Genomic DNA, 19291 nt, shown 5'->3' with positions numbered 1-19291 from the left:
CAGCAGACGATACGAGACCACACATGCAACACGCGGACGATACTCAAAACGATACCGAACAGCGTACCGATCCCGAACCACACCAGCAGCTTGCCAGCGCGCTCCGCTGTCTGGCTGACGAGGTCGAGCGCGCCGGCCGTCGGCTTGCGACCGACGACGTCGACATCGTCGTCGAGGACGGCGAAGCCACGCTCGTCCACACGTTCGACCTGGACGTCGGCTACGACTTCGAGGCCGATCCCGAAGGGCTGTGCGAGCCGGAGACGGTGACCGACGGCGGCGGAGACTGGCTACAAACGCTCGAAGACGACGTCGGCCTCAAATCTCGCGAAGCCAACGCCGTCGCCGACGCCTTCCCCACCGAGGGTGACCTGCTGTCCGACTACGTCGACGGCATCACGTTCACCGATGCAGAGGGGATTGGCCACACCACCGCTGACCGTTTGCACCGGTGGCTGGACGACACCCACCCCGACGCCGTCGCCGACAAACGCGAGCGAGACGAGGCGTACTGCACGACGTTCGTCGACCTTGACAACGACGCTGGTGCGTTCATCTTCGCGTTTATCTGCCCTCGCTGCGACAGCGAAAACCCGTTGCGGGGCGACCCCGGCGACTTCTCCAACCGGCCGTTCCGCTGTGAGACCTGCAACTGGGTGCCCTGTCTCGACGGCGACAGCCTGACCGAGTTCCGCGACGAACACTACGAAGAGCCCGTCGCTGCTGACGGCAGCGGCGAGCAGCCAGACACGGACATCTACGAGCTGGATGTCGAACTCCGCCAGTCCGAGACGATAGCCGTCGAAGCAACATCACGCGAAGAGGCCTGGGACGCACTGGAGCATCCGCACGAGCGCGACGTGCAGGAGTTCCTCGCGAAGAATGCGTCGCAGTTCACTGGCGCACTGTACGAACCGCAGGACGTCATCAGCGTTGGCGACGTCGAAGAACCAGACATCTCGCTGGTCGCCGAGGGAGGTGATGCGTGATGGCGGCCACCGACCAGAAGGGCAACCGCATCAAGGACATCGAACCCGCCGTCGACGACGGCGAGCTCACCCGCTTCCAGTGGACGATCCTCTACCTGCTCGCCCGCGAAGACGGCTGCTCCGAGTACGGCCTCGGAATCAAGCGCGCGCTCGAGGCGTACTACGGCGAGGAGGTCAACCACGGCCGGCTGTATCCGAACCTCGACCAACTCGTCGAGATGGGATACGTCGAGAAGGAGCAACTCGACAAGCGGACCAACCTCTACCAGCTGACCGACGAGGGCAAGGACCTGCTCCGTGCCGACGCCGCGCGGTGCAAGCGCATCGCCGACGGCCTCGGAGGTGAGCGCTGATGCAGGCCGACGACCAGGGCCGCGACGTCGAGATGGAAGCCTACGAGCGCGACCCGTACGACTACGACGTCCTAGCAGTCGAGACGGAGGACCGCCGAGCCAGGATCGGCGAGTGGGGCAGTGACGAGGGATTCATCGAGGTCGACCAGTCCGCGACGGTCAAGCGCTGGAGGTGGGAGTGATGGCGGCCGCCGACTCCCACCAGCAGTTCATCCTCGACGCTGTCGAGAAGGACGGCGTCGACGTCGGCCGGACTGACGAGGGCGGCATCACGGCCGCGCGAGACCTCTCCGACGACCAGATCGAGCTCGACGACGTCCTCGAACTGGCCGACAAGCACGGCCTCGACGTCCGCAACGTCATCACAGACATGCAGAGCGCGGAAACTCGTGTCGTCTTCAAGGGGGGTGACGGCGCGTGAGCGACACTGTGCAGGCCTGTCCGAACTGCGATTCGACGTCGAAGATTCACAAGCTCATCCACGAGGACCGGGTCGACAGCGCCGACATCGACGAGGACTACAGGTGCTACAGCTGCGGGCACGCGTTCGATGAGCCGGTGGTCCGGGAAGCGAAGAACACGAACACGCTCCGCGGGCTCGCGAGACAACTCGACCGAGTGGACCCCGACCAGGTGGGTGATGCGGCATGAGCGCCGCGACCAACCCCGAAGACGCTCGCGATGAGCTGGCACCCAACGACGTCGTCGGCAACATGCTCTGCGACGAGCTGCTGGAGATGCCCGACGACGCTGTCATCCGCGTCCTCAACTACTACGGCGACTGGTGCGAGAGTGCGCCGGCGTGGACGGACTTCCGCCGAACGCTCGATCGCTGCCGGGGTGTCGTCGCGCACTGGCCGGCCGGCGAGGACCACGACACTGCGATCTACGTGCGGGCGACGATGGATGTCGGCCTCTACGAGCGTGCGACCGTCGTCGACGCTGACCTCGATCCGATCACGGTCTCGGGCGACTACGTCCAGCAGATGATCGAGTCACGCGGCGCTCCCGAACTCGTGCCGCTCGAGGCAGTCGCCGACCAGTTCGAGCGAGGTGGTCGGGAATGAGCTCCGAGACCGACGGCTTCGAAGTCGTGCGCAAGCAGTCGACGCGGCGGGCCGACCCGCGTCTGACCGTCTACCAGGACGGCAACGGCTACCTCAACGCGACCGCCATCGACCGGCACTTCGAGGACGTCGACGGCGTGCAAGTGCTCATCGACCAGGATGCTGGTCGTGTCGCGTTCCGAGCGGCGAGCGAGGTCAACAACGTCGACACGTACTCGCTGACTCACACCGACGCCGGCGCAGACATCCGACTCCGGACGCCGCTGCGGGCGCTCGGCGTTGACCTCGACGCGATCGAGGAGACGCGCTACTTCGACCTCGAGCCCGTCGATGGGCTGGTCGTCGCCGACGTGTCCGCGTTGCTCGTGGTGGGCGATGTGGTCGGCAACGACGATGCCGACACCGACGACAGCAAGGGCGACGCCACCACCGACGCCACCGACGAGGCGACCGACGACGTCGACGAAACCACGCCGGACACCGAGTCCGACTCGGACGGCGGGACTCAGTCGACCAGTCCTGCGGACGTGCCCGTGCTCGAGGACGCTGACGACCCGACGACCGAAGAGAAGGTCGCGGCGTACCTGCACCGAGAGATCGAGGGCGACGGCGGAACACTCGAAACAACGTGTGGGGAGATCGGCGACGCCGTCGACGAAGACGGCCGCGCCATCCCGCACGCGCTGAAAAGCCTTGACGACTACGAGGCCGAGAAGACCGACAAGGCCGACGACGGCGAGGCCGCGGTCTGGGCTGTCCGGCCCGCCGTCGCCGACGAATCCGAGGACCCCGCGGCGGCCGGCACCGCGGCTGACGAAACGGACGCCGGCGACGAGCCAGACGACGAGTTGGACGAAGCAATCAACGACGTCCTCGGTGACGGTGAGTCCGGGCTCGAAGAACCCGATGAGGAGGACGTCCGCTTCTGGTGTGGCTTCTGCGGTCAGGGACCGTTCCGGCGCGAAAGTCAGGTCGAGGGGCACCACAACCGCAACGATCACCCCGGCGTGCACGTGCCTCGGACGACGGACCCCGCCGAAGAGCAGTTGGTCGACGGCGACGGGCCAGCTCCGACTGCCGACCGCAGCCTGACGCCCTACCAGCGCGTCGCCGATTGGTTCGAGCAGAACGTGCCGGAGTATCAGTACTGGAAGACCGAGGACGTCGCCATCGAGTGCGACATCACGGGCAACGAGGCCCGCGAGGCGCTGGAGACGCTGTCGGAGGACCTCGAGGACTACGTCATCGAACACGACGGTCGGCTCTGGCGCGTGCGGGCCCCAACGGGAGGTGGCGCGTGATGGGACACAGTGTCGAGTGTCCTGCGTGCGGGCACCACAGTTCGTGCATCTTCCGGTGCGACGAGTGTGGCCACGACCTCGTCGACGTCGAGGAGACTGCTGGCGACCGAGCGGCTATCGGAGGTGGTCAGTGATGCAAGCCGGCAAGCTCGGCCTCGTCACCGAGGGCTGGATCGAAGACGTCGCCGGCGCCGCGTACCGGTCCGCGAAAGAGGACTACGTCGACGGCGGCATGGAGGAGATCGTCCGGATGCTCTCCGTCGACGAGTCCTCACAGGCGACGCTCTCGACCATCGGTGACGTCGACGTCTACGAGGGTGCCGCCATCTGGGACGAGAAGCGAGAGCCCGAGCAGTGGTTCGACGCTGGCGCCACCATCAACAAGAAGCAGGTGGAGACGCGCGTTCGAGCCGGCACCCGCTGGGCGGCCGTGCCGGCCGAGAACGGCCACGACGGCTTCGCGATGACGGCGACCAGTGCCGGGACGTTCGCGTTCGATCAGCTCGCCAGCCACCAGACGGTGTGTCAGATCGAGCCCGCCTACCTCGACCTGCGGTCGTGGCTGGAGGACAAGCGCGACCGCCTCGATGTGTGGGAGATCGGTCGCGACCAGCCGGCCGGCCAGACGACGATGTCGTGGTCCGGTCGCGAGGCCATGACGGACTCGCAGATCGACGAGGCCATCGACCGCCACGCCGTGCTGACGCTCGACGTCGACTACGACGACGAGTACCGCCGCGTCTCGCTCGCGCAGTCGGGCTGGGTCGAAGTGTTCGAACCCGACATGGAGACCGCGGAGTTCCTCGAGTTCGTCTCCGAGGAAGTCCTGCCCTACGCGTTCGTCGCTGAGAGTGACGACGAAGCCGTGGACAACATCGTCCACGAGCGGCTCGACGTCGGCGATGTCGAGCTGACCGACGAGGACCAGCAGACGTTCGACAACTTGGACACGGTCCACATGGCCGACGGAGGTGGTGACGGTGAGTGACGCCCTGCAGGAGGTACTGACCGGCGCCGTCCCGCTATTCGAAGACGACATGGACCGGCTCGTGGAGTGGGCCGAAGCCGTCCAGGACGCCGACGGCAAGCTGCAGTCTGGCGCCGGGTTCGGCATGGACACGACCGGCCGCACCACCGAGATCCACGCCACAGTCGGCGACACTGCCGCCGAGGCCAACCCTGGTTCGTTCGACGAGGGGTGGATCGCGACACCAGGGCTGTCGAGTGAGTGCGACTGCACCGACGACGAGCAACCCATCGTGGCGCTCAGCCATCGCGAGCGCGACCTCGTCCTGATCGACTGCATCAACTGCGGCGTTCGCTACGACGTCGACGCACTGGACGGTGATCGCGATGACTGAGCGCGTGATGGTTGACCTCGAGACACTCGGCACCGATCCCGGTGCAGTCATCCTCAGCATCGGCGCCGTCAGGTTCGACGAGGTCGGCCTCAGTGATGAGTTCTACAAGAACGTCAGCATCCAGAGCTGCGTCGACGCCGGGCTGGAGATCGATGCTGACACCCTCGACTGGTGGCTCGGGCAGGACGACGAGGTCCAAGACGTCCTGCAGGGAGGTGTCAGACTGTCGAAGGCGCTCGCCCACTTCAGTGCGTTCTACCGCGGCGCCGACGAGATCTGGGCATTCTCACCCACGTTTGACTGCCAGATCCTCTCGGCTGCCTACGACGCTATCGACGAACCGACGCCGTGGAACTATCGCGACGAGCGGGACTGCCGTACGCTAGCGGCGCTCCCGGCCGCCGCCGACGTCGAGCAGCAGGGCGACGCACACGATGCCCTAGACGACGCGGTCTATCAGGCACGGACGGTGGTGGAGACCCTCGACCGGCTGGACACTAACTCGGAAGGAGGTGAGTCGGATGGCGAGTGAACAGTCATCAGACGAGAGTGACCATGTCAACTTCGGGGTCGACGTCGAGGTGCTAAGCCTCGAAACCCTCCAGCGAGAGTACCAGGAGCTGACCGAGCGCCGCTTCTCGAGTACGCTCGATGAGCAAGAGCGCCAGCGCCGCGCAACAGTTTGGCAGGAACTCTGTGGTCGGATGGACGTCCAACAACCAGCATGTCCAGAGTGTGGCACTCGCAGTTGGGGATTCTCCGACCACACGGAATGCACTGGGTGTAGCCACGCCCCGACTGACCAAGATCTCCTGACCGACATACAGCGCAGTTGGGAGCAGATCATCCACGGGGGTGTCTCCGATGCCGAGTGAGACTGATCGCGAACAACCCGACTGCCAGAACTGCGGGAATCCGGTTGATACGACCGAGCCCGGCGTCTGGAAGGCGGCCAACGACGAGCAATGGTGGCACGAAGGCTGCTACGACAAGGTTGAGAAGGCCGAGGAACTCGCTGAGCGGATTCGGGGGCTGATGGTTCCCGAGACTGAGTTCGACGGTCTCAGTGACGAGTTTCACGACCAGCTTGACGCTGCCCAAGGCCTCCTCGAAAACGCGGCCAAGAAGGAACGGCTGAAACAGGAACAGGAGATCGGACACTACGGCACGACCACTAACTCGGAAGGAGGTGTGACCGATGCCGAGTGAGGACAGCGGTATCGGCTGGACTGACTCGACGTGGAATCCCGTCCACGGCTGCTTCAAGACCAGCGAAGGTTGCGCGAACTGCTACGCTGCCGTCCAGTCCCAGCGCTGGGACCACACCGAACACGCCTGGACGGTCGACAACGCCGAGGAGAACGTCCAACTGCAGCGCGACCACCTCGGCTGGCCCCGCAACCGCGACCCAAAACGCATCTTCGTCAACAGTATGTCGGACCTGTTCCTGCCCGAAGACCTCGTCCCCGACGACTACCTGCACGACGTCTTCGACGTCATCGAAGCGTGCGACCAGCACGTCTTCCAGGCGCTGACCAAACACGGCGCCGAGCACGACAACCGGATGCTCGTCTGGGACCGCGAGGCCACGCGCTGGCCGGACAACCTCTGGATGGGCGTCACGGTCGAGAGCGCCGAGCGGACCTACCGCATCGACCACCTGCGGAACACGGCAGCGTCGACGAAGTGGATCAGCTTCGAACCGCTGCTCGGTCCCGTCGACGTCGACGCCGACGACCTCGAGGGCATCGACTGGGTCGTGATCGGCGGCGAGTCCGGCCCCGAAGCCGACCGTCGCGAGATGGATCACGCCTGGGCCCGCGAGATCCGCGACGCCGCGAAGGCACAGGGCATCCCCGTGTTCTTCAAGCAGTCGAGCGCTCGGTACCCCGAGCGCGGTCGCCGCCTCGCCGAAGCTGGTGAGGGCCTCAACGAGGCCGCACTGCTCGGCGCCGACCAGACCGAGTACCGGGAGCTGCCCGAACTGACGCCGGCGCTGCGGGACGCCCGTCCCGACCTCCGCGACCAGGAGGTGATCGTCGATGCGTAGGACTCGCGCGTCGACGGCGCATCGTGAGGTCGTCCGCGAGACTGAGGGGAGCGTCCGCGCCCTCGCTGGTGCCGGGAACCAGCGCCGATGTCCCAACGGACACATCGACTGCCGTCGCGGCGCCGGTGAGACAGACGTCCCGTGCTTCGAGTGTGTGTTCGGAGGTGACGAGTAGTGTCCGAAGCCGAGCAGACCACCGACCCACGCGAGTGGGTCCTCGAGGAGATCGGCGACCGGACCGAGGCGAACCCAGACAGTTCGCAGGGTGTCGAAGCCGACCTGTGGACGTCGAAGGGGCGCCTCGTCAAGCACGCTAACAAGTTCTCGACGTCGGTACAGCAAGAGCCGGTCGCGGCCGCGCTAGCTGACCTCATCGACGAGCGCGAGGTCCTGTACTGGCACGGCCACCTGACGCTGGCGACCATCCCGTACTTGAACGCCGTCGTGCAGAGCGAGCAGCGGTCGGATGTCACGAGGCAGATCCTCATCGAGAAGTGCCGTAGCTGGCTCGAATCGAAGGCTGGAGGTGACGACGGTGGCAACTGACGGCGCCGACCCACGAGCGCCCCACTGGTTCGACTTCGCCAAGGTCAACGACCTGCCGAACGAGTGGCGCTTCGACGTCCTCAACTGGGACGACGACCCGGACGAAGACGTCGTCGACCGCGGCGAAGCGGAAATCACCGACGGCGAGCACCGCATCGTCATCGTGACGTGGCTCGTCGAGCGCGACCGTACTCACGACCGCTACTACAGCGTCGCCTACGAGACGATCAACCAGGACGGCGAGCCCGAGCCGCTTGCGTTCTACCTCGGTAGCACGTCCTCCATCGCGCGGAACAACGCCGGCCACGCTCGCGATTGTCTCGAAGCAGACGACGGCGAACCGCACGTCCTCGTGCGGCATCACGACCACGGCGACGGCGAGCGCGAGACGTTCGAGTTCCCGAACGAATATCTCGCCGAGGAGGCCGCCGACCTGCAGGTCAGGCTCAAACTCGACCACGACGATCGCGACTACCTCGTCAACGTCTTCCCGAAGGACGAGTGGGAGCAGCGTATCGAAACTGAGCGGGAACTGGGGGCAGCGTCCGGAGGTGGTCGCGATGTCTGAGGCTAGCGTCGACGACTACCGCTTTGGCCGACTCCGATTCGCCCTCGGGAAGGGTATCGCTGCGGCCATCTGTCGACCGAAGCTGTGGCTCGGCCGACGCCGGCACGACAACTTCTGCGACGAGTGTGGCGACCGGTGCGGAAACTACGCGATGGGCAAGCTGGACTTTCCGTTCGATGTCGACGGCGACGCAGTCAGCGGCCGCTCGGCGGTCGAGAACATCCGTGGGATGCTCGACGCCGAGTACCGCCGCGTGTGTCTGGAGTGCGGGCACGAACTCGAGCAGGCTGGAGGTGAGCCTGGTGAGTAACCTATCCGCCCACGTCGACCGTGCCGTCCGCCGGGTCGAGCAGTTCGACGAGGACCCTCGGATGGCGGTCGTCGTCGCGACGGACGGGTCCGGACTGTCGATGGACCAGCGCGAAGCCGTGCTCGAACAGACTCGCCAGCAGACGGCGACCGTCGTCGCCGACGGCAGCGGCCACGATACCGATATCGAGGACATTGGCGAACCCCGCGACGACAATCGATGCCCGGCCTGCGGCGCCGAGGGAGACCTCGAAAAAACGCTCGCGCCGGGCCAGCGTCGGTGTCCGACGCCAGTCGATCAGTGCGCCGTGATCACGTTCCTGGAGGGACCACGCGATGTCTGACGATGGCCACCAGTGTCCGACGTGCGACCGGTCGTTCGACTCGGAGATAGCTGTCAAGATCCACCACTCAAAGGCTCACGACGAATCCATCGCGACGATTCAGAAGACCTGTCAGGAGTGTGGTGTCGAGTTCGCCGTCAAGGGCAACTCGAAAGATCAACAGTACTGCTCGGTGGAGTGCGCAGGCGAGGCGCGGTCCGAACGCGTCACCCACACGTGTGAGGTCTGTGCCGAGACGTTCGAGACCGTCCCCAGCGACGCCGACGGTCGACGGTTCTGTTCGCGTGACTGTCGTCGCGAGGCCTTCAACGAGACGATGGCCTGTGAGCAGTGCGGCGACGAGTTCGAAGTGCATCAGAATCGCGCCGACGAACGCCGGTTCTGTTCGCGTGAGTGCGATTTCGAGTTCCATCGCGTCGAGATCGAGTGTGGTCACTGTGAGGACACTTTCGTAGTCACGCGCAGCGAGGCCGATAGCCGGCTGTACTGCTCGGAAGAGTGTCACGCTGCCGCTGTCACCAACACCGACGTCGAGGGAACGTGTCGGCATTGTGGTGAGACCTTCGTCGGTCGCGAAGATCAGCAGTGGTGTTCACAGAATTGCTACGTTGAGGACGCTCGCGAACGGGTAACGCTCACCTGCGAGACTTGTGGTGTCGAATACGAGAAGCCACCCAACAAAGCGGAGCGATCTCGCTACTGCAGTTGGGAGTGTAAGACTCGCGGCCAGCGAAATTATATCGTTAAGGACTGCGAGTACTGCGGCGAGCAGTTCCAGACCGCCAGTTACAACGATAACCGGTTCTGTTCCGCCGACTGTTGGACTGCCCACATGGCGGCCGAGGCTGACGCCGTCGCCAGACGTGAGTGCAAAGGTTGTGGTGTCAAGTTCCAGCCACCGCGGTCCCATCGCGATCAGGAGTTCTGCACCTCGGACTGCTGGCACGAGTACATGCGCAGGGACGAGAGTCGTCCGGGCTCGGTCAGCGCACTGTTGGTGGAGCTCTACGACGAACGAGATCTCAATCACCAGCAGACGTACAAGCGCGTCAACGTCGCGCTGCAGCATGGTGACTACGACGTCCGGTATCTGACCAAAGACGACGTCCGCGAGCGACTCAGAGACCTCGGCGTCTGGCACGAACAGTCCCTGCACTACTACAGTGCTCTCGAAGCCGCGGAGTCAGAGCAAGATGGTCGCGATGAGGAAGAGGACGGCGCCGGCGACGATAGCTGGCGCGAATACTACTCGACCGAGGAGGTGCCGTCTGATGACTGATGGCTCCGTGTTTGGCGGTGACTGCCGGGAGCTCGAGAGATTACACGTGACTGGTCCACAAACCCTTATAACCCCGGCGACAGAAGCGTGGAAGCAAGTAGGACAGAAGCAACTCAGAACTCAACTGCGGAGTAACCCGCTCCGCGACGGGGAAAAGACTTGGCCGGTCGATCCCCGACGCGGAGCCCGTACAACTGGGTTGCTTCGCGGATGGCTTAAGCGTTTGGTCGTCAGCCCGGGCCTCGGGAGCGACCGCGCTATCACGAGCCACGGCGCCCTCGGGCGCCGCTGCAGGCGTGACACTACGAGAATGCAGGATACGCACCGTTCGACCGAGTCGCACAGGACGAGCCGACCAGCAACCCCGAGCATCCGACGCCGATTCAACGCTACCAGCTGTGGTAGCACCGACGATTCTGTTGAAGAAGAAAGGGTGCAGGAGTGTCCCCCCTCCAGCCAACGAACCTCCGGAATCACCGAAACCGCCGGACGTAGCGGGGATAAGGTGGGTGTGAAGACTTCTCTGTTTGCTAAGATGTCTTCAACAACCCCCTACTACCGCTACCACACTAGTGACACAACACACAACACACCACATGCAACTGCTACCAGCCATGTGGTAGCACTGCCAACTCCTGTTGAAAGCCGAGGTGGTCGCCGATGACGGATCGTGTCCAGCTCGGATGGCGCGTTCCCCGAAAATCCTGGGAACGGTTCGTCGAACACGTCGCCGAGAAACACGCCGACCAGTCGCTCTACCTCCGCGTCGAGGCCGAATCGGCCATGATGGAGTTCCTCGACGACGAGGGTCTCTTGACCGAAGCGCAGGATCTCCTTGAGGCCCATACGGACCTCTCTACGCTTTCTTCTTCAACGGACGCTATCATCACCGACCGCTACCAGGGTGGGAACACGAAGCTCGTCACGCACCGCGTGCGTGCGGACCTCAAAGAGCGGTTCAAGAAGTTTGCCGACAAACACGATGCGGCGTCGTACGGCCGTCTCCTGGCCGCTGCGCTGGATACGTACGTCGACGGCGGCGCCGCTCGCCGCCTCCTAAACGACGTGGAGCGCCTCGTCGGCACTGCTACCACCACTGGTAGCACCGACGGTTCTGTTGAAAACGTCGCTTCAACGAGCGCGGATCCTGGTAGCACTGACGAATCTGTTGAAAACACTCTTTCAACGGAAACCAAGAGTGCTACCACGAGTGGTAGCAGGCCGGATCCGATGGTCGTCGCTGACGCCGCCGACGAGATCTGTGACGGCGACGGACCGGGCGATCTCCGGATGTTCCCCGAGGCCGCACTCGAGTCGGCTATCGCATCCGCTGCGGGATCTGACGACGAAGAAACCTACGACCGCTACCGCGACCCCGTCCTCGAGCAATTGAACGCCGGCGAGCATCCCCACACCGACGGCATGTACATCACCGAGTGGGCACGCGAAGAAGAGACGCTGTGGGCCGACCTCGACAAGGCAGAACGACTGATTCTTCTTCGACGGTGGGCCGTCAGAGAAGCGATCGACAACGGCGAACGCCAGAGCGGATTCACGTACACAGACGTCATCGAGCTCTTCGAGAAGTGGGCGAAGGCAGGCCCCTCGCACCAGTACGCCTACGATCTGATGGAGGCCGCAGCTGACGAACCGGGCTTTGAATACGGCAAGCACAGCGTGGGGACGCAGTCACCGAAACTGCTTCTCCGCGTGGACGTCTCGAAGGTAGACCAGTCGATACTGGACTGGATAGACGAGGAGACCGGCCTCGACCGTGACAAAATCGGCGTGGTCGCGGACGTCACCTCGTACAGTGCTGGTAGCAGCCCGCAACAGGAGGGTGCCGCGGATGACTGATCTGGGACTAACCAACACACCGACCGAATCAGCGGGGGTGTTGGTTAGTGGCGACTAACCATCGGTCCAACAGCGAGGGAGACGACGCCGGCGGCGACGCCGAAGGACGATACGACCGCGTCCTGTCGGTGGTCGAGCACAACTCCGGCGATCCGCAGTTACCCGACTGTCTGCCGCGCGCGGTCTACAAGGTCCTCGTCGGTGACCCGATCGGGACTGGCGACTACAAGCGCGACGACGTCGACGACAGCATCCGCGCCGCCGTGAACGCCGGCGACCTGATCGTCTGGCGAGACCGCGACGGTCGCAAGCGACTCACCCGGACGCTCGACGCTGATCTGCGCGAACTCATCGGCCACGAGAACGAACAGGAACACCCGACGACAGAGTTGATCGAGCAAGCAGCGCGCCACATCGACGATAGGGAGGCCACAGATGAGTGAGTGTTCACTAACCGACGCCGATCGCGTCGTCGAGCGCATCGGCGAGTCGTGCGAACACTGCACCTGGACGCTGACGATCGAGAACGTGATCCGCCGCGAGCAAGACCGCGTCGGGCGGGTGCCAGGTCCCGAGCGCATCCGGTCGAAGCTCGGCAGTCTGGGCGAGGGGCACGCCTACTTCAACCGCGGCCATCGGGTCAAGCGACGCATCTCGCTCGAAGAGATCGAGGCCTACGTCGGCACGGAGGGACAGCGATGACGGAACGCTCACTCAGCCCCGGCGACGTCGTCATCGACCGCGAGCAAGCCGCCACCGACGAAGCCGTCGTCGTGAACACACCGCCGGTCGCGAGCAAAGACTGGTACGTCCAGAGCAACGACACGACGGTCGCGCGGGACAACCCCAACTACCCGGCCGACGAGACCGTCGCGATCGTCGTCTATCGCGACACGCTTCGACACTGTCGGCCGAAGTATGCCGGCTACCAGCATCTCGAACTCGCGCAGCTGGATGCCGACGACGTCTCCTACTACGCGTTCCCGCAGTCCCGTCTCGAGCGCGTCGGCACGGTCGACCCGACGACCGTCGCTCTAGACGCCATCGACGCGGCGCCGTACCACTCGCGCAACTTCGACGTTGAGGCCAACCGGGCGTTCGTCGACGGCATACGACAGCGAGGCTACCCGCGCCCCATCCCAGTCGTTCGTGACGTCGACGACGGCTACGAGATCGTCAACGGCCACAAGCGTGTATGGGCCAGTCACATCGCTGGCCTCGACCGCATCCGGGCGCACGTCATCCACATCGACGACTGGGACGCAGCCCAGCGGTTCGCCGCACACCACCTCGACGGCAGTTACAGTCTGGACGAGGGGCGGGTCGCACTCCCCCGGCTTCGCGAGCGCTGGGGTCCGCAGGTGAACGCATTGGACATCGACGACCGCTACCTCTCCGACCGACAGGAGCACTCGACACCAGCATGACCGAGTCCGCCGCGATCGACGACGTGTTGGAGGACCTCCCGCCGAGCGCGAAGCTTGTGTACAAGGTCCTCGAGGAAGATGAGCCCCGGACTCAGCAGGAGATCCGGGACGAGTCGTGGCTGTGTGATCGGACTACCCGCTACGCCGTCGACCGCCTGGAGGCGGCCGGCCTGATCACGTCGCGGCCCAACCCCAGCGACGCACGACAGGAGCTCTATCAGCGCACCGGCTAACCAACACAACCCGCATGACTTCGCCGGTGTTGGTTAGCTCGAAAGAACCGGTATTACTGCTGGTAGATAATCGTTCATCACTGCTGGCGCGCATACGTGCACACAGACTGAGCACTTCTGGTGTTCGCCAACAGACCGCCCGCGTGGGCCGTCTTTTCCCATAGATGAACGTATCAACAGACCGCTTCGACCTCGACCAGCAGGACCGTGACGGAATCGAGGCGTTCGAGGAGTACATCTGGTACAACAGTGAGGTGTGCAGCCACTGTTTCGCCCGGGTCCGAGACGTCGGCCCCGAGTACTCGAACGTCCTCCGGCGGACGAGTGGCACGGAACTGGACGTGCCCGACCTCGAGATGACGACGAACGAGTGGTACGAGCGGACGGACCTCGGGTCCCAGGAGTACTGCCCGTGGGACAACACGCGCCGGTTCGGCACCTGCTTCTGTGAGAACTGCGGGAGCGACACGCAACCCGGCCACCACCAGCTGCCGTGGGAGAAGATGAAGGCGTTCGCCGTCAACCTGCACGCCTACATCCGCGACCACACGCCGCTGTCGCTGAGCAAACGTCGCTTCTGCACCGAACTGTCGAAACTGAAAGTCGGCCGTCGGGACACGCAGGGCAAGGAGTCCCAGATCTTCGCCGTGGCGTTCGCCCGTGCCCTGCAGACCACGCCGTCGACGAGCGCCGACGCTGCTGGCGGGAAGACAGCTGCGCTCACTGAGTGACGACACATGGCCACCGCCGACAACCCGCCCCGAGAGCCGTCGGCGTACCGACCGACCTTCCACTTCACGCAGCGCTTTCACGACCGCTACGAGGACGACCGGCCGCCCCGGCATCTGGACGACGAGATCGTTGCGACGTGTATCACTGACGGCGCTGTCACGAAGGCAGACCCCGGCACCGTCTGGTTCCGAGCGACGTTCGGCGGCGTCACCTACCGTCTCGTCGTCGACGTCAACGTCGGAGAAGTCGTGACGGGCTACCCGATCAGCATCAACACGGAGGCGGCACGAGACTCGGGGCGCTGGACGTCGGAGCAGATCGAGGACATCCGCGAGTTCATCGCGACGGATCCTCGTAGCGACGGCTCCCGATGACCCGCTGACTGCCACGTGGCAGCAGGCGAGGGATGGCTGTCTCGTTCTACATCTACCAAACCCCACCCCCAGCTCTTTCCATACCACCACACCCCGTTTCGGCACCAGCCGACAGCACGGTCACGCGTGACCGGGGACCTCACAAATGGCGTACAGACAACCTCATCGCTCGGTGCCTGCCGATGGCACGACGATCTGACATGAATGTCCCATGAGTACGATAAACCCGCGGCCATGGTACTGTCCGGACGCGCTAGTCGACGACTACGTGGCCGCACTGCAGGAAGGCGGTGACTTCCGGATGCTCAAGGCCTTCAAAATCCTGCGTGCCACGGTCGTCAACCTCGGCACTGTCGCGATCACGCTGTACGCACTCAGTCTGGGGGCCGATCCGACGCTGGTCGGATCGCTTGGGCTGGCGTTGCTGATGCTCTACAACGGTATCGAGATCGGCGACTACGCGGCCCTCCTCCAGGCCCTCGCGGAAGTGAGCGCCCAGCAGTCTGACGACAACGACGACCCATGAACATGGACCAGGCCAAGCCCCCCAAACCGCCCTCGCTCGGCGAGGCCGTCGGGACGATCGTCATCGTCGGGGTCCTCCTCGTGTGGGGGCGCGCTCAGATCCTCGGGCAGTCACTCGATATGCTCTGGCAGGTCGCGATGCTCGCGATACTGCTGGCGAGCGGCTACGCCGTGTTCGGCCAGCGGGCCATGCAATCCGCCGTCGAGGACGCCCAGGAGATCACCGACAACGACTCCGACGACAGCAACGACGGCACAGACGAGAGTGAGTGATGCCCGGCCCCACCAACGAGAACCTCTACACCGACCGCGACCTCGACGAGGCCCTAGACGCGGCTCGCGACCAGGCCGACGCGGCGCCGGACGAGGCGTTCTCCGCGGGCTGGATAGAGGGCGTCGAGTTCTTCCACAGATACCTGACCGAACGCAAGCGACTCGAACATGAGTGACCTACCTGACCCTGACGAAGCCCCACGGCTACGGGAGTTCGTCGACCTGCTCCCGGCGTCGACCCCAGACGCCGCCGAGGCGATGGGTGTGGCCGAGACGACGGTCGAAGGGTACCGCAATCGTCTAGAGGACCACCACGGCATCGAACTCGAGTACAACCAGAGCGAGAACGTCTGGACGCGGGCCGGTGCCGACGTCGTCGACGAAGCTGCAGACGACGACGAGCGTGAGGAACTGTCGGAACGCGAGGCGTACATCTACCGCTCGCTCCCGTCGTCCATCGCCGCCCTCGCCGAAGACCTCGGCGTCGACGAACGCGTGGTCAGGGCGCACCTGGACGTCATCGCCGAGAAGGGCTGGTCCCTCGACGGCGACGACGCCGGCAACTACCACGGTCCCGATCAGGACCACCTCCGGAGCAGCGAGCACAAGCAGACACGAACCCGGAAGGCCAACAAGTGGTGGCAGAAGCGCCACGACGAGCTCGTCCACGACTTCGCACAGCTGGAGTGGCCGACGTCGTCCCTCGACGCCTACGCTGGCAACGAGGACTGGGTCACGCACCTGACGGACCTCCACGCCGGCGACCGCATCCGTCGCGACGACGGCGAGGTCGTCTACGAGACCGACATGATCCCGGCGGTCATCGACCACATCACCGAGCGCTCCCTCTCGCTGGCGGACAAGCACGGCTCGTTCTACGACGCTGGCCACCTGCTCTGGGGTGGCGACTTCATCACCAACGAAGGCATCTACGAGGGGCAGTTCGAGCACCTCGACGCGTGGCTGGACGAGCAACACGACATCCTCGTCGCGCCACTCCTCCGGCAGATCAAGGCGTTCGCCGAGCGGTTCCCGACGCTGCAGGTCGTCTGCCAGGTCGGCAACCACGGCCAGCACCGGGCGTCGGGGACGTCCCGGCAGGCCAACGCCGACCTCATCCTCTACAAGCACATCCGCAACGCCGTCGCCGCCATCCGCGAGTACTCCGACGACGACACGCTCGAGAACGTGCAGTTTCTGATCGGCGAGGCGAAGGCGTACCGCAACTTCGGCATGCGCGGCGGTGAGGTCCTCGGTCACCTGCGCCATGGCCAGGACCGTCGCCCCCAGGCCGAGACGTCGGCGCGGCAAAACGAGTGGCGTGGGACGCTGATGGACCACGATTTCGACGTGGCCGCGATGGGCCATCATCACATCTCCGGTCGCATCCCGTGGGACGGCCCACCCGTGATCTGCACCGGCAGTCCGAAGCCCGCCGGCGAGTTCGTCGAACGACTCGGTGGTCGGACATCACACGGAACGACTGGCCGCCGTCACCAGGACGTCGCGACTACGTTCGGCGTCAGCGACGACGGTATCACTGCCATCTTCCCGATCGACACGAGGGACTATGATGGGTAGTGATCCATGAGCAACTGCCCCAGCTGTGGTAAGGACGCCGTCCGTGTCTCTCCGCAGTCGGTCCCGAAGGCCGGACCACTGCAGTTGGACGGGGCGACGATTCACCGCCACGACGGCGCCGCGTTCTACCACTTCGACTGATGATACTCATCTCCCAGTGGCGCTGCTACAACTGCGGCAACAGCGAGGAAACCTACCACCACGACCGTCGCAAGTGTCCCGACTGCGGGTTTCCACGCCGACACCAGGGCTATCTCCACCGATGACCGATAAGATCCGCCGCGCCGCTGACGCCGCCCACCGACTCGTCGAGGCCGTCGACGAAGCGTGGCTGTACCGACACGCTGCTCGCGATGATTCGCAACCCGCACTGCCGGGCCCGCGCGACTCCGTCGTCGCGACGACGCTCCAGCGGTTCGTCCCCGATCCCGAGATCCACGTTTTGATCGAGGACCGCACGGCAGAACGCGAGTGGATCCTCTCCTCAGAGTTCGAACCTGTCCGACCATGAGCCGCAAGAGCATCACTGTCGACGCCGAGACCAAAGCGCGTCACGAGGACCTCAAGCGCGAGGACGAGACGTGGGACGAGTTCGAGAACCGTCTGGCCGACGCGCTCGAAGCGCTGGAAACGCAGGACGCCGACGTGAATGCAGATTGTGGTCAGGTCCCCGACGACGTCCTGACCGAGGCTCATCTCTCGGACATCCAGACGCTGACCGAAACGGCCGTCGAGCAGGCGCTCGCCAACGCAACGCGCCGATGACATCAGATTGTGTTCATCCATGACCTACCACTACGAGTGCGACGGGTTCTGTGACCACGACGGGTTCCGGTCTGGGCGGCCCGCCCTCACGGCAGAGTTCAACGAGGACTGGTACGACTCGACACCGCACGGCGACCAACTACGGCAAGAGGGCTACGAGCCGGGCGACCTCGTCACGCTCTGCCCCGACTGCACGCACGAACTCCTCACGCAGTACTGACCATGAGCAAGGCACGCCTTCGAGAGTTCGCCCGAACGAAGTGGGGCGACGAGTGGTTCCTCAAGACGATCGAGGACGCCGACGGTGACGAGCAGTACTGCGTCCACCACACGGAGACACTCGTCAGCGACGGTATCGTGATACGCGACATCGCCGTCCTCGAGGACGACGCCGTCACCGTCACGAGACGACTGGTCGACACGACCGAGTTCATCGCCGAGATCGACACCGATGGGACGTGACCAAGACCGCAAGCGAACGTGGGACGAGCGCGCCGGCGACCGCTGCCCTCGCTGCGGCCAGTCTTTCGACGACGTCGAGCGCGCCGATGTCCACCATCGCGACGGCGACCCGAACAACGGCCATCCATCGAACCGGCGGAAGCGATGCAAGAAGTGCCATCTCGGTGATGAACACGGCCGCGACGTCGACTCGCCGAAGACACCGGACGGCGTCCGTCGCTCCGGCCCGCCGGCGCCGTCCAGATCAGGCCCGCGCCGCTGACCGACGACGGATGACACACTCAGATTATACACCCCACTCATGACGAACGACGACTACGAGTTCTCCGAAGAGCCGCCGCGTGATGACGCCGGCCAGCCACTCCATCCGGAGAAGCGCTACCCCATCTGCGGCGCGACGAAGTCCGACCGAACGACGCCGACCGAGCACGGTCGCGAGCGTGACGACGTCGACTACTGCCTGCAGCGCGCCGGTTGGGGGACCGATCGCGACGTCGGCCCGTGCCGGAACCATCCCGTCACTGGCGAGCAGTGGGGCCAGTCCAACCCGAACTTCAAGGACGGCGCCACGTCGGAGTACTTCAAGAGCAAGTTGTCGGAGCGGCAGAGCGACGTCTACGACGAGGTCGCCGAGAAGCTCGCCGACCCGGACGAGGCGACGAGTATCCTCCGACACGTCGCGACGCGGATGATCCTCGTCGGCGAGCACGCGAACGACCCGGCGATGGTTCGCGAGGGCCGACAACTCCTCTCGGAGTTCAACATCGTCGACAACACGGACCAGCAGGAGGTCGCCGTCGACGCCGAGGTGGCCGTCGACGCGAAAGTCGAGACCGAACTCGACGACGAGACGCAAGACGTCCTGGACCAACTCACCGGCGGCAACTGACTGATC

38 protein-coding genes are annotated in these 19291 nt (G+C 64.7%); all 38 read left to right on the top strand.

Annotated elements, in window-relative coordinates; all coding sequences use genetic code 11:
- Positions 1–23: 23 nt before the first annotated feature.
- The 38 genes from IEY28_RS20300 (at position 24) to IEY28_RS20125 (ending at position 19285) form a co-directional block, all read left to right on the top strand.
- A complete protein-coding gene (locus IEY28_RS20300; protein ID WP_189002089.1) occupies positions 24–989 on the top strand; it encodes a hypothetical protein in 966 nt (321 codons plus the stop codon).
- On the top strand, positions 989–1342 hold the full coding sequence (locus IEY28_RS20295; RefSeq protein WP_189002087.1) for a PadR family transcriptional regulator: 354 nt from the start codon (positions 989–991) through the stop codon (positions 1340–1342). The genes IEY28_RS20300 and IEY28_RS20295 overlap by 1 nt, the downstream gene beginning before the upstream one ends.
- Positions 1342–1524 (top strand): hypothetical protein, encoded by a 183-nt coding sequence (locus IEY28_RS20290; protein WP_189002086.1) that lies wholly within the window; start codon positions 1342–1344, stop codon positions 1522–1524. Before IEY28_RS20295 ends, IEY28_RS20290 begins: the two co-directional genes overlap by 1 nt.
- Complete coding sequence (locus tag IEY28_RS20285; protein WP_189002084.1) at positions 1524–1763, top strand: hypothetical protein; 240 nt, start codon at positions 1524–1526, stop codon at positions 1761–1763. Before IEY28_RS20290 ends, IEY28_RS20285 begins: the two co-directional genes overlap by 1 nt.
- On the top strand, positions 1760–1993 hold the full coding sequence (locus IEY28_RS20280) for a hypothetical protein (RefSeq protein WP_189002082.1): 234 nt from the start codon (positions 1760–1762) through the stop codon (positions 1991–1993). The genes IEY28_RS20285 and IEY28_RS20280 overlap by 4 nt, the downstream gene beginning before the upstream one ends.
- Positions 1990–2409, top strand: a complete 420-nt coding sequence (locus IEY28_RS20275) for a hypothetical protein (protein WP_189002081.1) — start codon at positions 1990–1992, stop codon at positions 2407–2409. Before IEY28_RS20280 ends, IEY28_RS20275 begins: the two co-directional genes overlap by 4 nt.
- Positions 2406–3710 carry an ICP22 family protein gene (locus IEY28_RS20270; protein WP_189002079.1) on the top strand — a complete coding sequence of 435 codons (1305 nt, stop codon included), beginning with the start codon at positions 2406–2408 and terminating at the stop codon, positions 3708–3710. The genes IEY28_RS20275 and IEY28_RS20270 overlap by 4 nt, the downstream gene beginning before the upstream one ends.
- Positions 3710–3844, top strand: coding sequence for a hypothetical protein (locus IEY28_RS20825; RefSeq protein ID WP_268239463.1), 135 nt, complete (start codon positions 3710–3712; stop codon positions 3842–3844). Before IEY28_RS20270 ends, IEY28_RS20825 begins: the two co-directional genes overlap by 1 nt.
- Positions 3844–4698, top strand: a complete 855-nt coding sequence (locus tag IEY28_RS20265; protein ID WP_189002077.1) for a hypothetical protein — start codon at positions 3844–3846, stop codon at positions 4696–4698. The genes IEY28_RS20825 and IEY28_RS20265 overlap by 1 nt, the downstream gene beginning before the upstream one ends.
- A complete protein-coding gene (locus IEY28_RS20260) occupies positions 4691–5071 on the top strand; it encodes a hypothetical protein (protein ID WP_189002075.1) in 381 nt (126 codons plus the stop codon). The genes IEY28_RS20265 and IEY28_RS20260 overlap by 8 nt, the downstream gene beginning before the upstream one ends.
- Positions 5064–5603, top strand: a complete 540-nt coding sequence (locus IEY28_RS20255) for a 3'-5' exonuclease (protein ID WP_189002074.1) — start codon at positions 5064–5066, stop codon at positions 5601–5603. Before IEY28_RS20260 ends, IEY28_RS20255 begins: the two co-directional genes overlap by 8 nt.
- A complete protein-coding gene (locus tag IEY28_RS20250; RefSeq protein ID WP_189002072.1) occupies positions 5593–5946 on the top strand; it encodes a hypothetical protein in 354 nt (117 codons plus the stop codon). Before IEY28_RS20255 ends, IEY28_RS20250 begins: the two co-directional genes overlap by 11 nt.
- The gene (locus tag IEY28_RS20245) at positions 5936–6280 is read left to right on the top strand and encodes a hypothetical protein (protein ID WP_189002070.1); all 345 of its coding nucleotides are present in this window, start codon (positions 5936–5938) and stop codon (positions 6278–6280) included. The genes IEY28_RS20250 and IEY28_RS20245 overlap by 11 nt, the downstream gene beginning before the upstream one ends.
- The gene (locus IEY28_RS20240) at positions 6270–7121 is read left to right on the top strand and encodes a DUF5131 family protein (RefSeq protein WP_189002068.1); all 852 of its coding nucleotides are present in this window, start codon (positions 6270–6272) and stop codon (positions 7119–7121) included. Before IEY28_RS20245 ends, IEY28_RS20240 begins: the two co-directional genes overlap by 11 nt.
- Positions 7114–7296: a hypothetical protein gene (locus IEY28_RS20235; protein ID WP_189002066.1), complete on the top strand. Its 183-nt coding sequence runs from the start codon at positions 7114–7116 to the stop codon at positions 7294–7296. Before IEY28_RS20240 ends, IEY28_RS20235 begins: the two co-directional genes overlap by 8 nt.
- On the top strand, positions 7296–7667 hold the full coding sequence (locus tag IEY28_RS20230; protein WP_189002065.1) for a hypothetical protein: 372 nt from the start codon (positions 7296–7298) through the stop codon (positions 7665–7667). Before IEY28_RS20235 ends, IEY28_RS20230 begins: the two co-directional genes overlap by 1 nt.
- On the top strand, positions 7657–8235 hold the full coding sequence (locus IEY28_RS20225) for a hypothetical protein (RefSeq protein WP_220639475.1): 579 nt from the start codon (positions 7657–7659) through the stop codon (positions 8233–8235). The genes IEY28_RS20230 and IEY28_RS20225 overlap by 11 nt, the downstream gene beginning before the upstream one ends.
- Positions 8228–8545 carry a hypothetical protein gene (locus tag IEY28_RS20220; protein ID WP_189002064.1) on the top strand — a complete coding sequence of 106 codons (318 nt, stop codon included), beginning with the start codon at positions 8228–8230 and terminating at the stop codon, positions 8543–8545. Before IEY28_RS20225 ends, IEY28_RS20220 begins: the two co-directional genes overlap by 8 nt.
- The gene (locus IEY28_RS20215) at positions 8538–8888 is read left to right on the top strand and encodes a hypothetical protein (protein ID WP_189002063.1); all 351 of its coding nucleotides are present in this window, start codon (positions 8538–8540) and stop codon (positions 8886–8888) included. The genes IEY28_RS20220 and IEY28_RS20215 overlap by 8 nt, the downstream gene beginning before the upstream one ends.
- Positions 8881–10167, top strand: a complete 1287-nt coding sequence (locus IEY28_RS20210; protein WP_189002062.1) for a hypothetical protein — start codon at positions 8881–8883, stop codon at positions 10165–10167. Before IEY28_RS20215 ends, IEY28_RS20210 begins: the two co-directional genes overlap by 8 nt.
- Positions 10168–10953: 786 nt before the next feature.
- Positions 10954–12024, top strand: a complete 1071-nt coding sequence (locus tag IEY28_RS20205; protein ID WP_189002061.1) for a hypothetical protein — start codon at positions 10954–10956, stop codon at positions 12022–12024.
- Between the two features lie 47 nt (positions 12025–12071).
- The gene (locus IEY28_RS20200) at positions 12072–12467 is read left to right on the top strand and encodes a hypothetical protein (RefSeq protein ID WP_189002060.1); all 396 of its coding nucleotides are present in this window, start codon (positions 12072–12074) and stop codon (positions 12465–12467) included.
- Positions 12460–12726 (top strand): hypothetical protein, encoded by a 267-nt coding sequence (locus IEY28_RS20195; protein WP_189002059.1) that lies wholly within the window; start codon positions 12460–12462, stop codon positions 12724–12726. The genes IEY28_RS20200 and IEY28_RS20195 overlap by 8 nt, the downstream gene beginning before the upstream one ends.
- A complete protein-coding gene (locus IEY28_RS20190) occupies positions 12723–13451 on the top strand; it encodes a ParB/RepB/Spo0J family partition protein (RefSeq protein ID WP_189002058.1) in 729 nt (242 codons plus the stop codon). Before IEY28_RS20195 ends, IEY28_RS20190 begins: the two co-directional genes overlap by 4 nt.
- Positions 13448–13684, top strand: a complete 237-nt coding sequence (locus tag IEY28_RS20185) for a MarR family transcriptional regulator (RefSeq protein ID WP_189002057.1) — start codon at positions 13448–13450, stop codon at positions 13682–13684. Before IEY28_RS20190 ends, IEY28_RS20185 begins: the two co-directional genes overlap by 4 nt.
- Before the next feature lie 164 nt (positions 13685–13848).
- Positions 13849–14415, top strand: coding sequence for a hypothetical protein (locus IEY28_RS20180; protein WP_189002056.1), 567 nt, complete (start codon positions 13849–13851; stop codon positions 14413–14415).
- A 6-nt stretch (positions 14416–14421) separates the two neighbouring features.
- Positions 14422–14790 (top strand): hypothetical protein, encoded by a 369-nt coding sequence (locus IEY28_RS20175; RefSeq protein WP_189002054.1) that lies wholly within the window; start codon positions 14422–14424, stop codon positions 14788–14790.
- A gap of 211 nt (positions 14791–15001) precedes the next feature.
- Positions 15002–15316: a hypothetical protein gene (locus tag IEY28_RS20170; protein WP_189002053.1), complete on the top strand. Its 315-nt coding sequence runs from the start codon at positions 15002–15004 to the stop codon at positions 15314–15316.
- Positions 15317–15318: 2 nt separating this feature from the next.
- Complete coding sequence (locus IEY28_RS20165) at positions 15319–15588, top strand: hypothetical protein (protein WP_189002051.1); 270 nt, start codon at positions 15319–15321, stop codon at positions 15586–15588.
- A complete protein-coding gene (locus IEY28_RS20160) occupies positions 15588–15764 on the top strand; it encodes a hypothetical protein (RefSeq protein ID WP_189002049.1) in 177 nt (58 codons plus the stop codon). Before IEY28_RS20165 ends, IEY28_RS20160 begins: the two co-directional genes overlap by 1 nt.
- Positions 15757–17169 (top strand): hypothetical protein, encoded by a 1413-nt coding sequence (locus IEY28_RS20155; protein ID WP_189002047.1) that lies wholly within the window; start codon positions 15757–15759, stop codon positions 17167–17169. Before IEY28_RS20160 ends, IEY28_RS20155 begins: the two co-directional genes overlap by 8 nt.
- A 6-nt stretch (positions 17170–17175) precedes the next feature.
- Positions 17176–17310 carry a hypothetical protein gene (locus IEY28_RS20820; protein ID WP_268239462.1) on the top strand — a complete coding sequence of 45 codons (135 nt, stop codon included), beginning with the start codon at positions 17176–17178 and terminating at the stop codon, positions 17308–17310.
- Positions 17311–17431: 121 nt separating this feature from the next.
- Positions 17432–17680: a hypothetical protein gene (locus IEY28_RS20150; RefSeq protein WP_189002045.1), complete on the top strand. Its 249-nt coding sequence runs from the start codon at positions 17432–17434 to the stop codon at positions 17678–17680.
- The gene (locus IEY28_RS20145) at positions 17677–17934 is read left to right on the top strand and encodes a DUF7557 family protein (RefSeq protein WP_189002043.1); all 258 of its coding nucleotides are present in this window, start codon (positions 17677–17679) and stop codon (positions 17932–17934) included. The genes IEY28_RS20150 and IEY28_RS20145 overlap by 4 nt, the downstream gene beginning before the upstream one ends.
- Positions 17935–17953: 19 nt before the next feature.
- Positions 17954–18154, top strand: coding sequence for a hypothetical protein (locus tag IEY28_RS20140; protein ID WP_189002041.1), 201 nt, complete (start codon positions 17954–17956; stop codon positions 18152–18154).
- A gap of 2 nt (positions 18155–18156) precedes the next feature.
- Positions 18157–18396, top strand: coding sequence for a hypothetical protein (locus IEY28_RS20135; RefSeq protein WP_189002039.1), 240 nt, complete (start codon positions 18157–18159; stop codon positions 18394–18396).
- Positions 18386–18658, top strand: coding sequence for a hypothetical protein (locus IEY28_RS20130; RefSeq protein WP_189002037.1), 273 nt, complete (start codon positions 18386–18388; stop codon positions 18656–18658). Before IEY28_RS20135 ends, IEY28_RS20130 begins: the two co-directional genes overlap by 11 nt.
- A 39-nt stretch (positions 18659–18697) precedes the next feature.
- Positions 18698–19285 (top strand): hypothetical protein, encoded by a 588-nt coding sequence (locus tag IEY28_RS20125; protein WP_189002035.1) that lies wholly within the window; start codon positions 18698–18700, stop codon positions 19283–19285.
- Positions 19286–19291 lie beyond the last annotated feature (6 nt).

Source organism: Haloarcula pellucida, from assembly GCF_014647235.1.
Lineage (GTDB): Archaea > Halobacteriota > Halobacteria > Halobacteriales > Haloarculaceae > Haloarcula > Haloarcula pellucida.
This window is presented reverse-complemented; position numbering and strand designations above follow the sequence as displayed.

Coding starts and splice junctions, on each gene's coding strand:
- IEY28_RS20300 (WP_189002089.1), top strand. CDS start 24: ATGCAACACGCGGACGATACTCAAAACGATACCGAACAGCGTACCGAT.
- IEY28_RS20295 (WP_189002087.1), top strand. CDS start 989: ATGGCGGCCACCGACCAGAAGGGCAACCGCATCAAGGACATCGAACCC.
- IEY28_RS20290 (WP_189002086.1), top strand. CDS start 1,342: ATGCAGGCCGACGACCAGGGCCGCGACGTCGAGATGGAAGCCTACGAG.
- IEY28_RS20285 (WP_189002084.1), top strand. CDS start 1,524: ATGGCGGCCGCCGACTCCCACCAGCAGTTCATCCTCGACGCTGTCGAG.
- IEY28_RS20275 (WP_189002081.1), top strand. CDS start 1,990: ATGAGCGCCGCGACCAACCCCGAAGACGCTCGCGATGAGCTGGCACCC.
- IEY28_RS20270 (WP_189002079.1), top strand. CDS start 2,406: ATGAGCTCCGAGACCGACGGCTTCGAAGTCGTGCGCAAGCAGTCGACG.
- IEY28_RS20825 (WP_268239463.1), top strand. CDS start 3,710: ATGGGACACAGTGTCGAGTGTCCTGCGTGCGGGCACCACAGTTCGTGC.
- IEY28_RS20265 (WP_189002077.1), top strand. CDS start 3,844: ATGCAAGCCGGCAAGCTCGGCCTCGTCACCGAGGGCTGGATCGAAGAC.
- IEY28_RS20255 (WP_189002074.1), top strand. CDS start 5,064: ATGACTGAGCGCGTGATGGTTGACCTCGAGACACTCGGCACCGATCCC.
- IEY28_RS20250 (WP_189002072.1), top strand. CDS start 5,593: ATGGCGAGTGAACAGTCATCAGACGAGAGTGACCATGTCAACTTCGGG.
- IEY28_RS20245 (WP_189002070.1), top strand. CDS start 5,936: ATGCCGAGTGAGACTGATCGCGAACAACCCGACTGCCAGAACTGCGGG.
- IEY28_RS20240 (WP_189002068.1), top strand. CDS start 6,270: ATGCCGAGTGAGGACAGCGGTATCGGCTGGACTGACTCGACGTGGAAT.
- IEY28_RS20235 (WP_189002066.1), top strand. CDS start 7,114: ATGCGTAGGACTCGCGCGTCGACGGCGCATCGTGAGGTCGTCCGCGAG.
- IEY28_RS20220 (WP_189002064.1), top strand. CDS start 8,228: ATGTCTGAGGCTAGCGTCGACGACTACCGCTTTGGCCGACTCCGATTC.
- IEY28_RS20210 (WP_189002062.1), top strand. CDS start 8,881: ATGTCTGACGATGGCCACCAGTGTCCGACGTGCGACCGGTCGTTCGAC.
- IEY28_RS20205 (WP_189002061.1), top strand. CDS start 10,954: ATGGAGTTCCTCGACGACGAGGGTCTCTTGACCGAAGCGCAGGATCTC.
- IEY28_RS20195 (WP_189002059.1), top strand. CDS start 12,460: ATGAGTGAGTGTTCACTAACCGACGCCGATCGCGTCGTCGAGCGCATC.
- IEY28_RS20190 (WP_189002058.1), top strand. CDS start 12,723: ATGACGGAACGCTCACTCAGCCCCGGCGACGTCGTCATCGACCGCGAG.
- IEY28_RS20185 (WP_189002057.1), top strand. CDS start 13,448: ATGACCGAGTCCGCCGCGATCGACGACGTGTTGGAGGACCTCCCGCCG.
- IEY28_RS20180 (WP_189002056.1), top strand. CDS start 13,849: ATGAACGTATCAACAGACCGCTTCGACCTCGACCAGCAGGACCGTGAC.
- IEY28_RS20175 (WP_189002054.1), top strand. CDS start 14,422: ATGGCCACCGCCGACAACCCGCCCCGAGAGCCGTCGGCGTACCGACCG.
- IEY28_RS20170 (WP_189002053.1), top strand. CDS start 15,002: ATGAGTACGATAAACCCGCGGCCATGGTACTGTCCGGACGCGCTAGTC.
- IEY28_RS20165 (WP_189002051.1), top strand. CDS start 15,319: ATGGACCAGGCCAAGCCCCCCAAACCGCCCTCGCTCGGCGAGGCCGTC.
- IEY28_RS20160 (WP_189002049.1), top strand. CDS start 15,588: ATGCCCGGCCCCACCAACGAGAACCTCTACACCGACCGCGACCTCGAC.
- IEY28_RS20155 (WP_189002047.1), top strand. CDS start 15,757: ATGAGTGACCTACCTGACCCTGACGAAGCCCCACGGCTACGGGAGTTC.
- IEY28_RS20820 (WP_268239462.1), top strand. CDS start 17,176: ATGAGCAACTGCCCCAGCTGTGGTAAGGACGCCGTCCGTGTCTCTCCG.
- IEY28_RS20150 (WP_189002045.1), top strand. CDS start 17,432: ATGACCGATAAGATCCGCCGCGCCGCTGACGCCGCCCACCGACTCGTC.
- IEY28_RS20145 (WP_189002043.1), top strand. CDS start 17,677: ATGAGCCGCAAGAGCATCACTGTCGACGCCGAGACCAAAGCGCGTCAC.
- IEY28_RS20140 (WP_189002041.1), top strand. CDS start 17,954: ATGACCTACCACTACGAGTGCGACGGGTTCTGTGACCACGACGGGTTC.
- IEY28_RS20135 (WP_189002039.1), top strand. CDS start 18,157: ATGAGCAAGGCACGCCTTCGAGAGTTCGCCCGAACGAAGTGGGGCGAC.
- IEY28_RS20130 (WP_189002037.1), top strand. CDS start 18,386: ATGGGACGTGACCAAGACCGCAAGCGAACGTGGGACGAGCGCGCCGGC.
- IEY28_RS20125 (WP_189002035.1), top strand. CDS start 18,698: ATGACGAACGACGACTACGAGTTCTCCGAAGAGCCGCCGCGTGATGAC.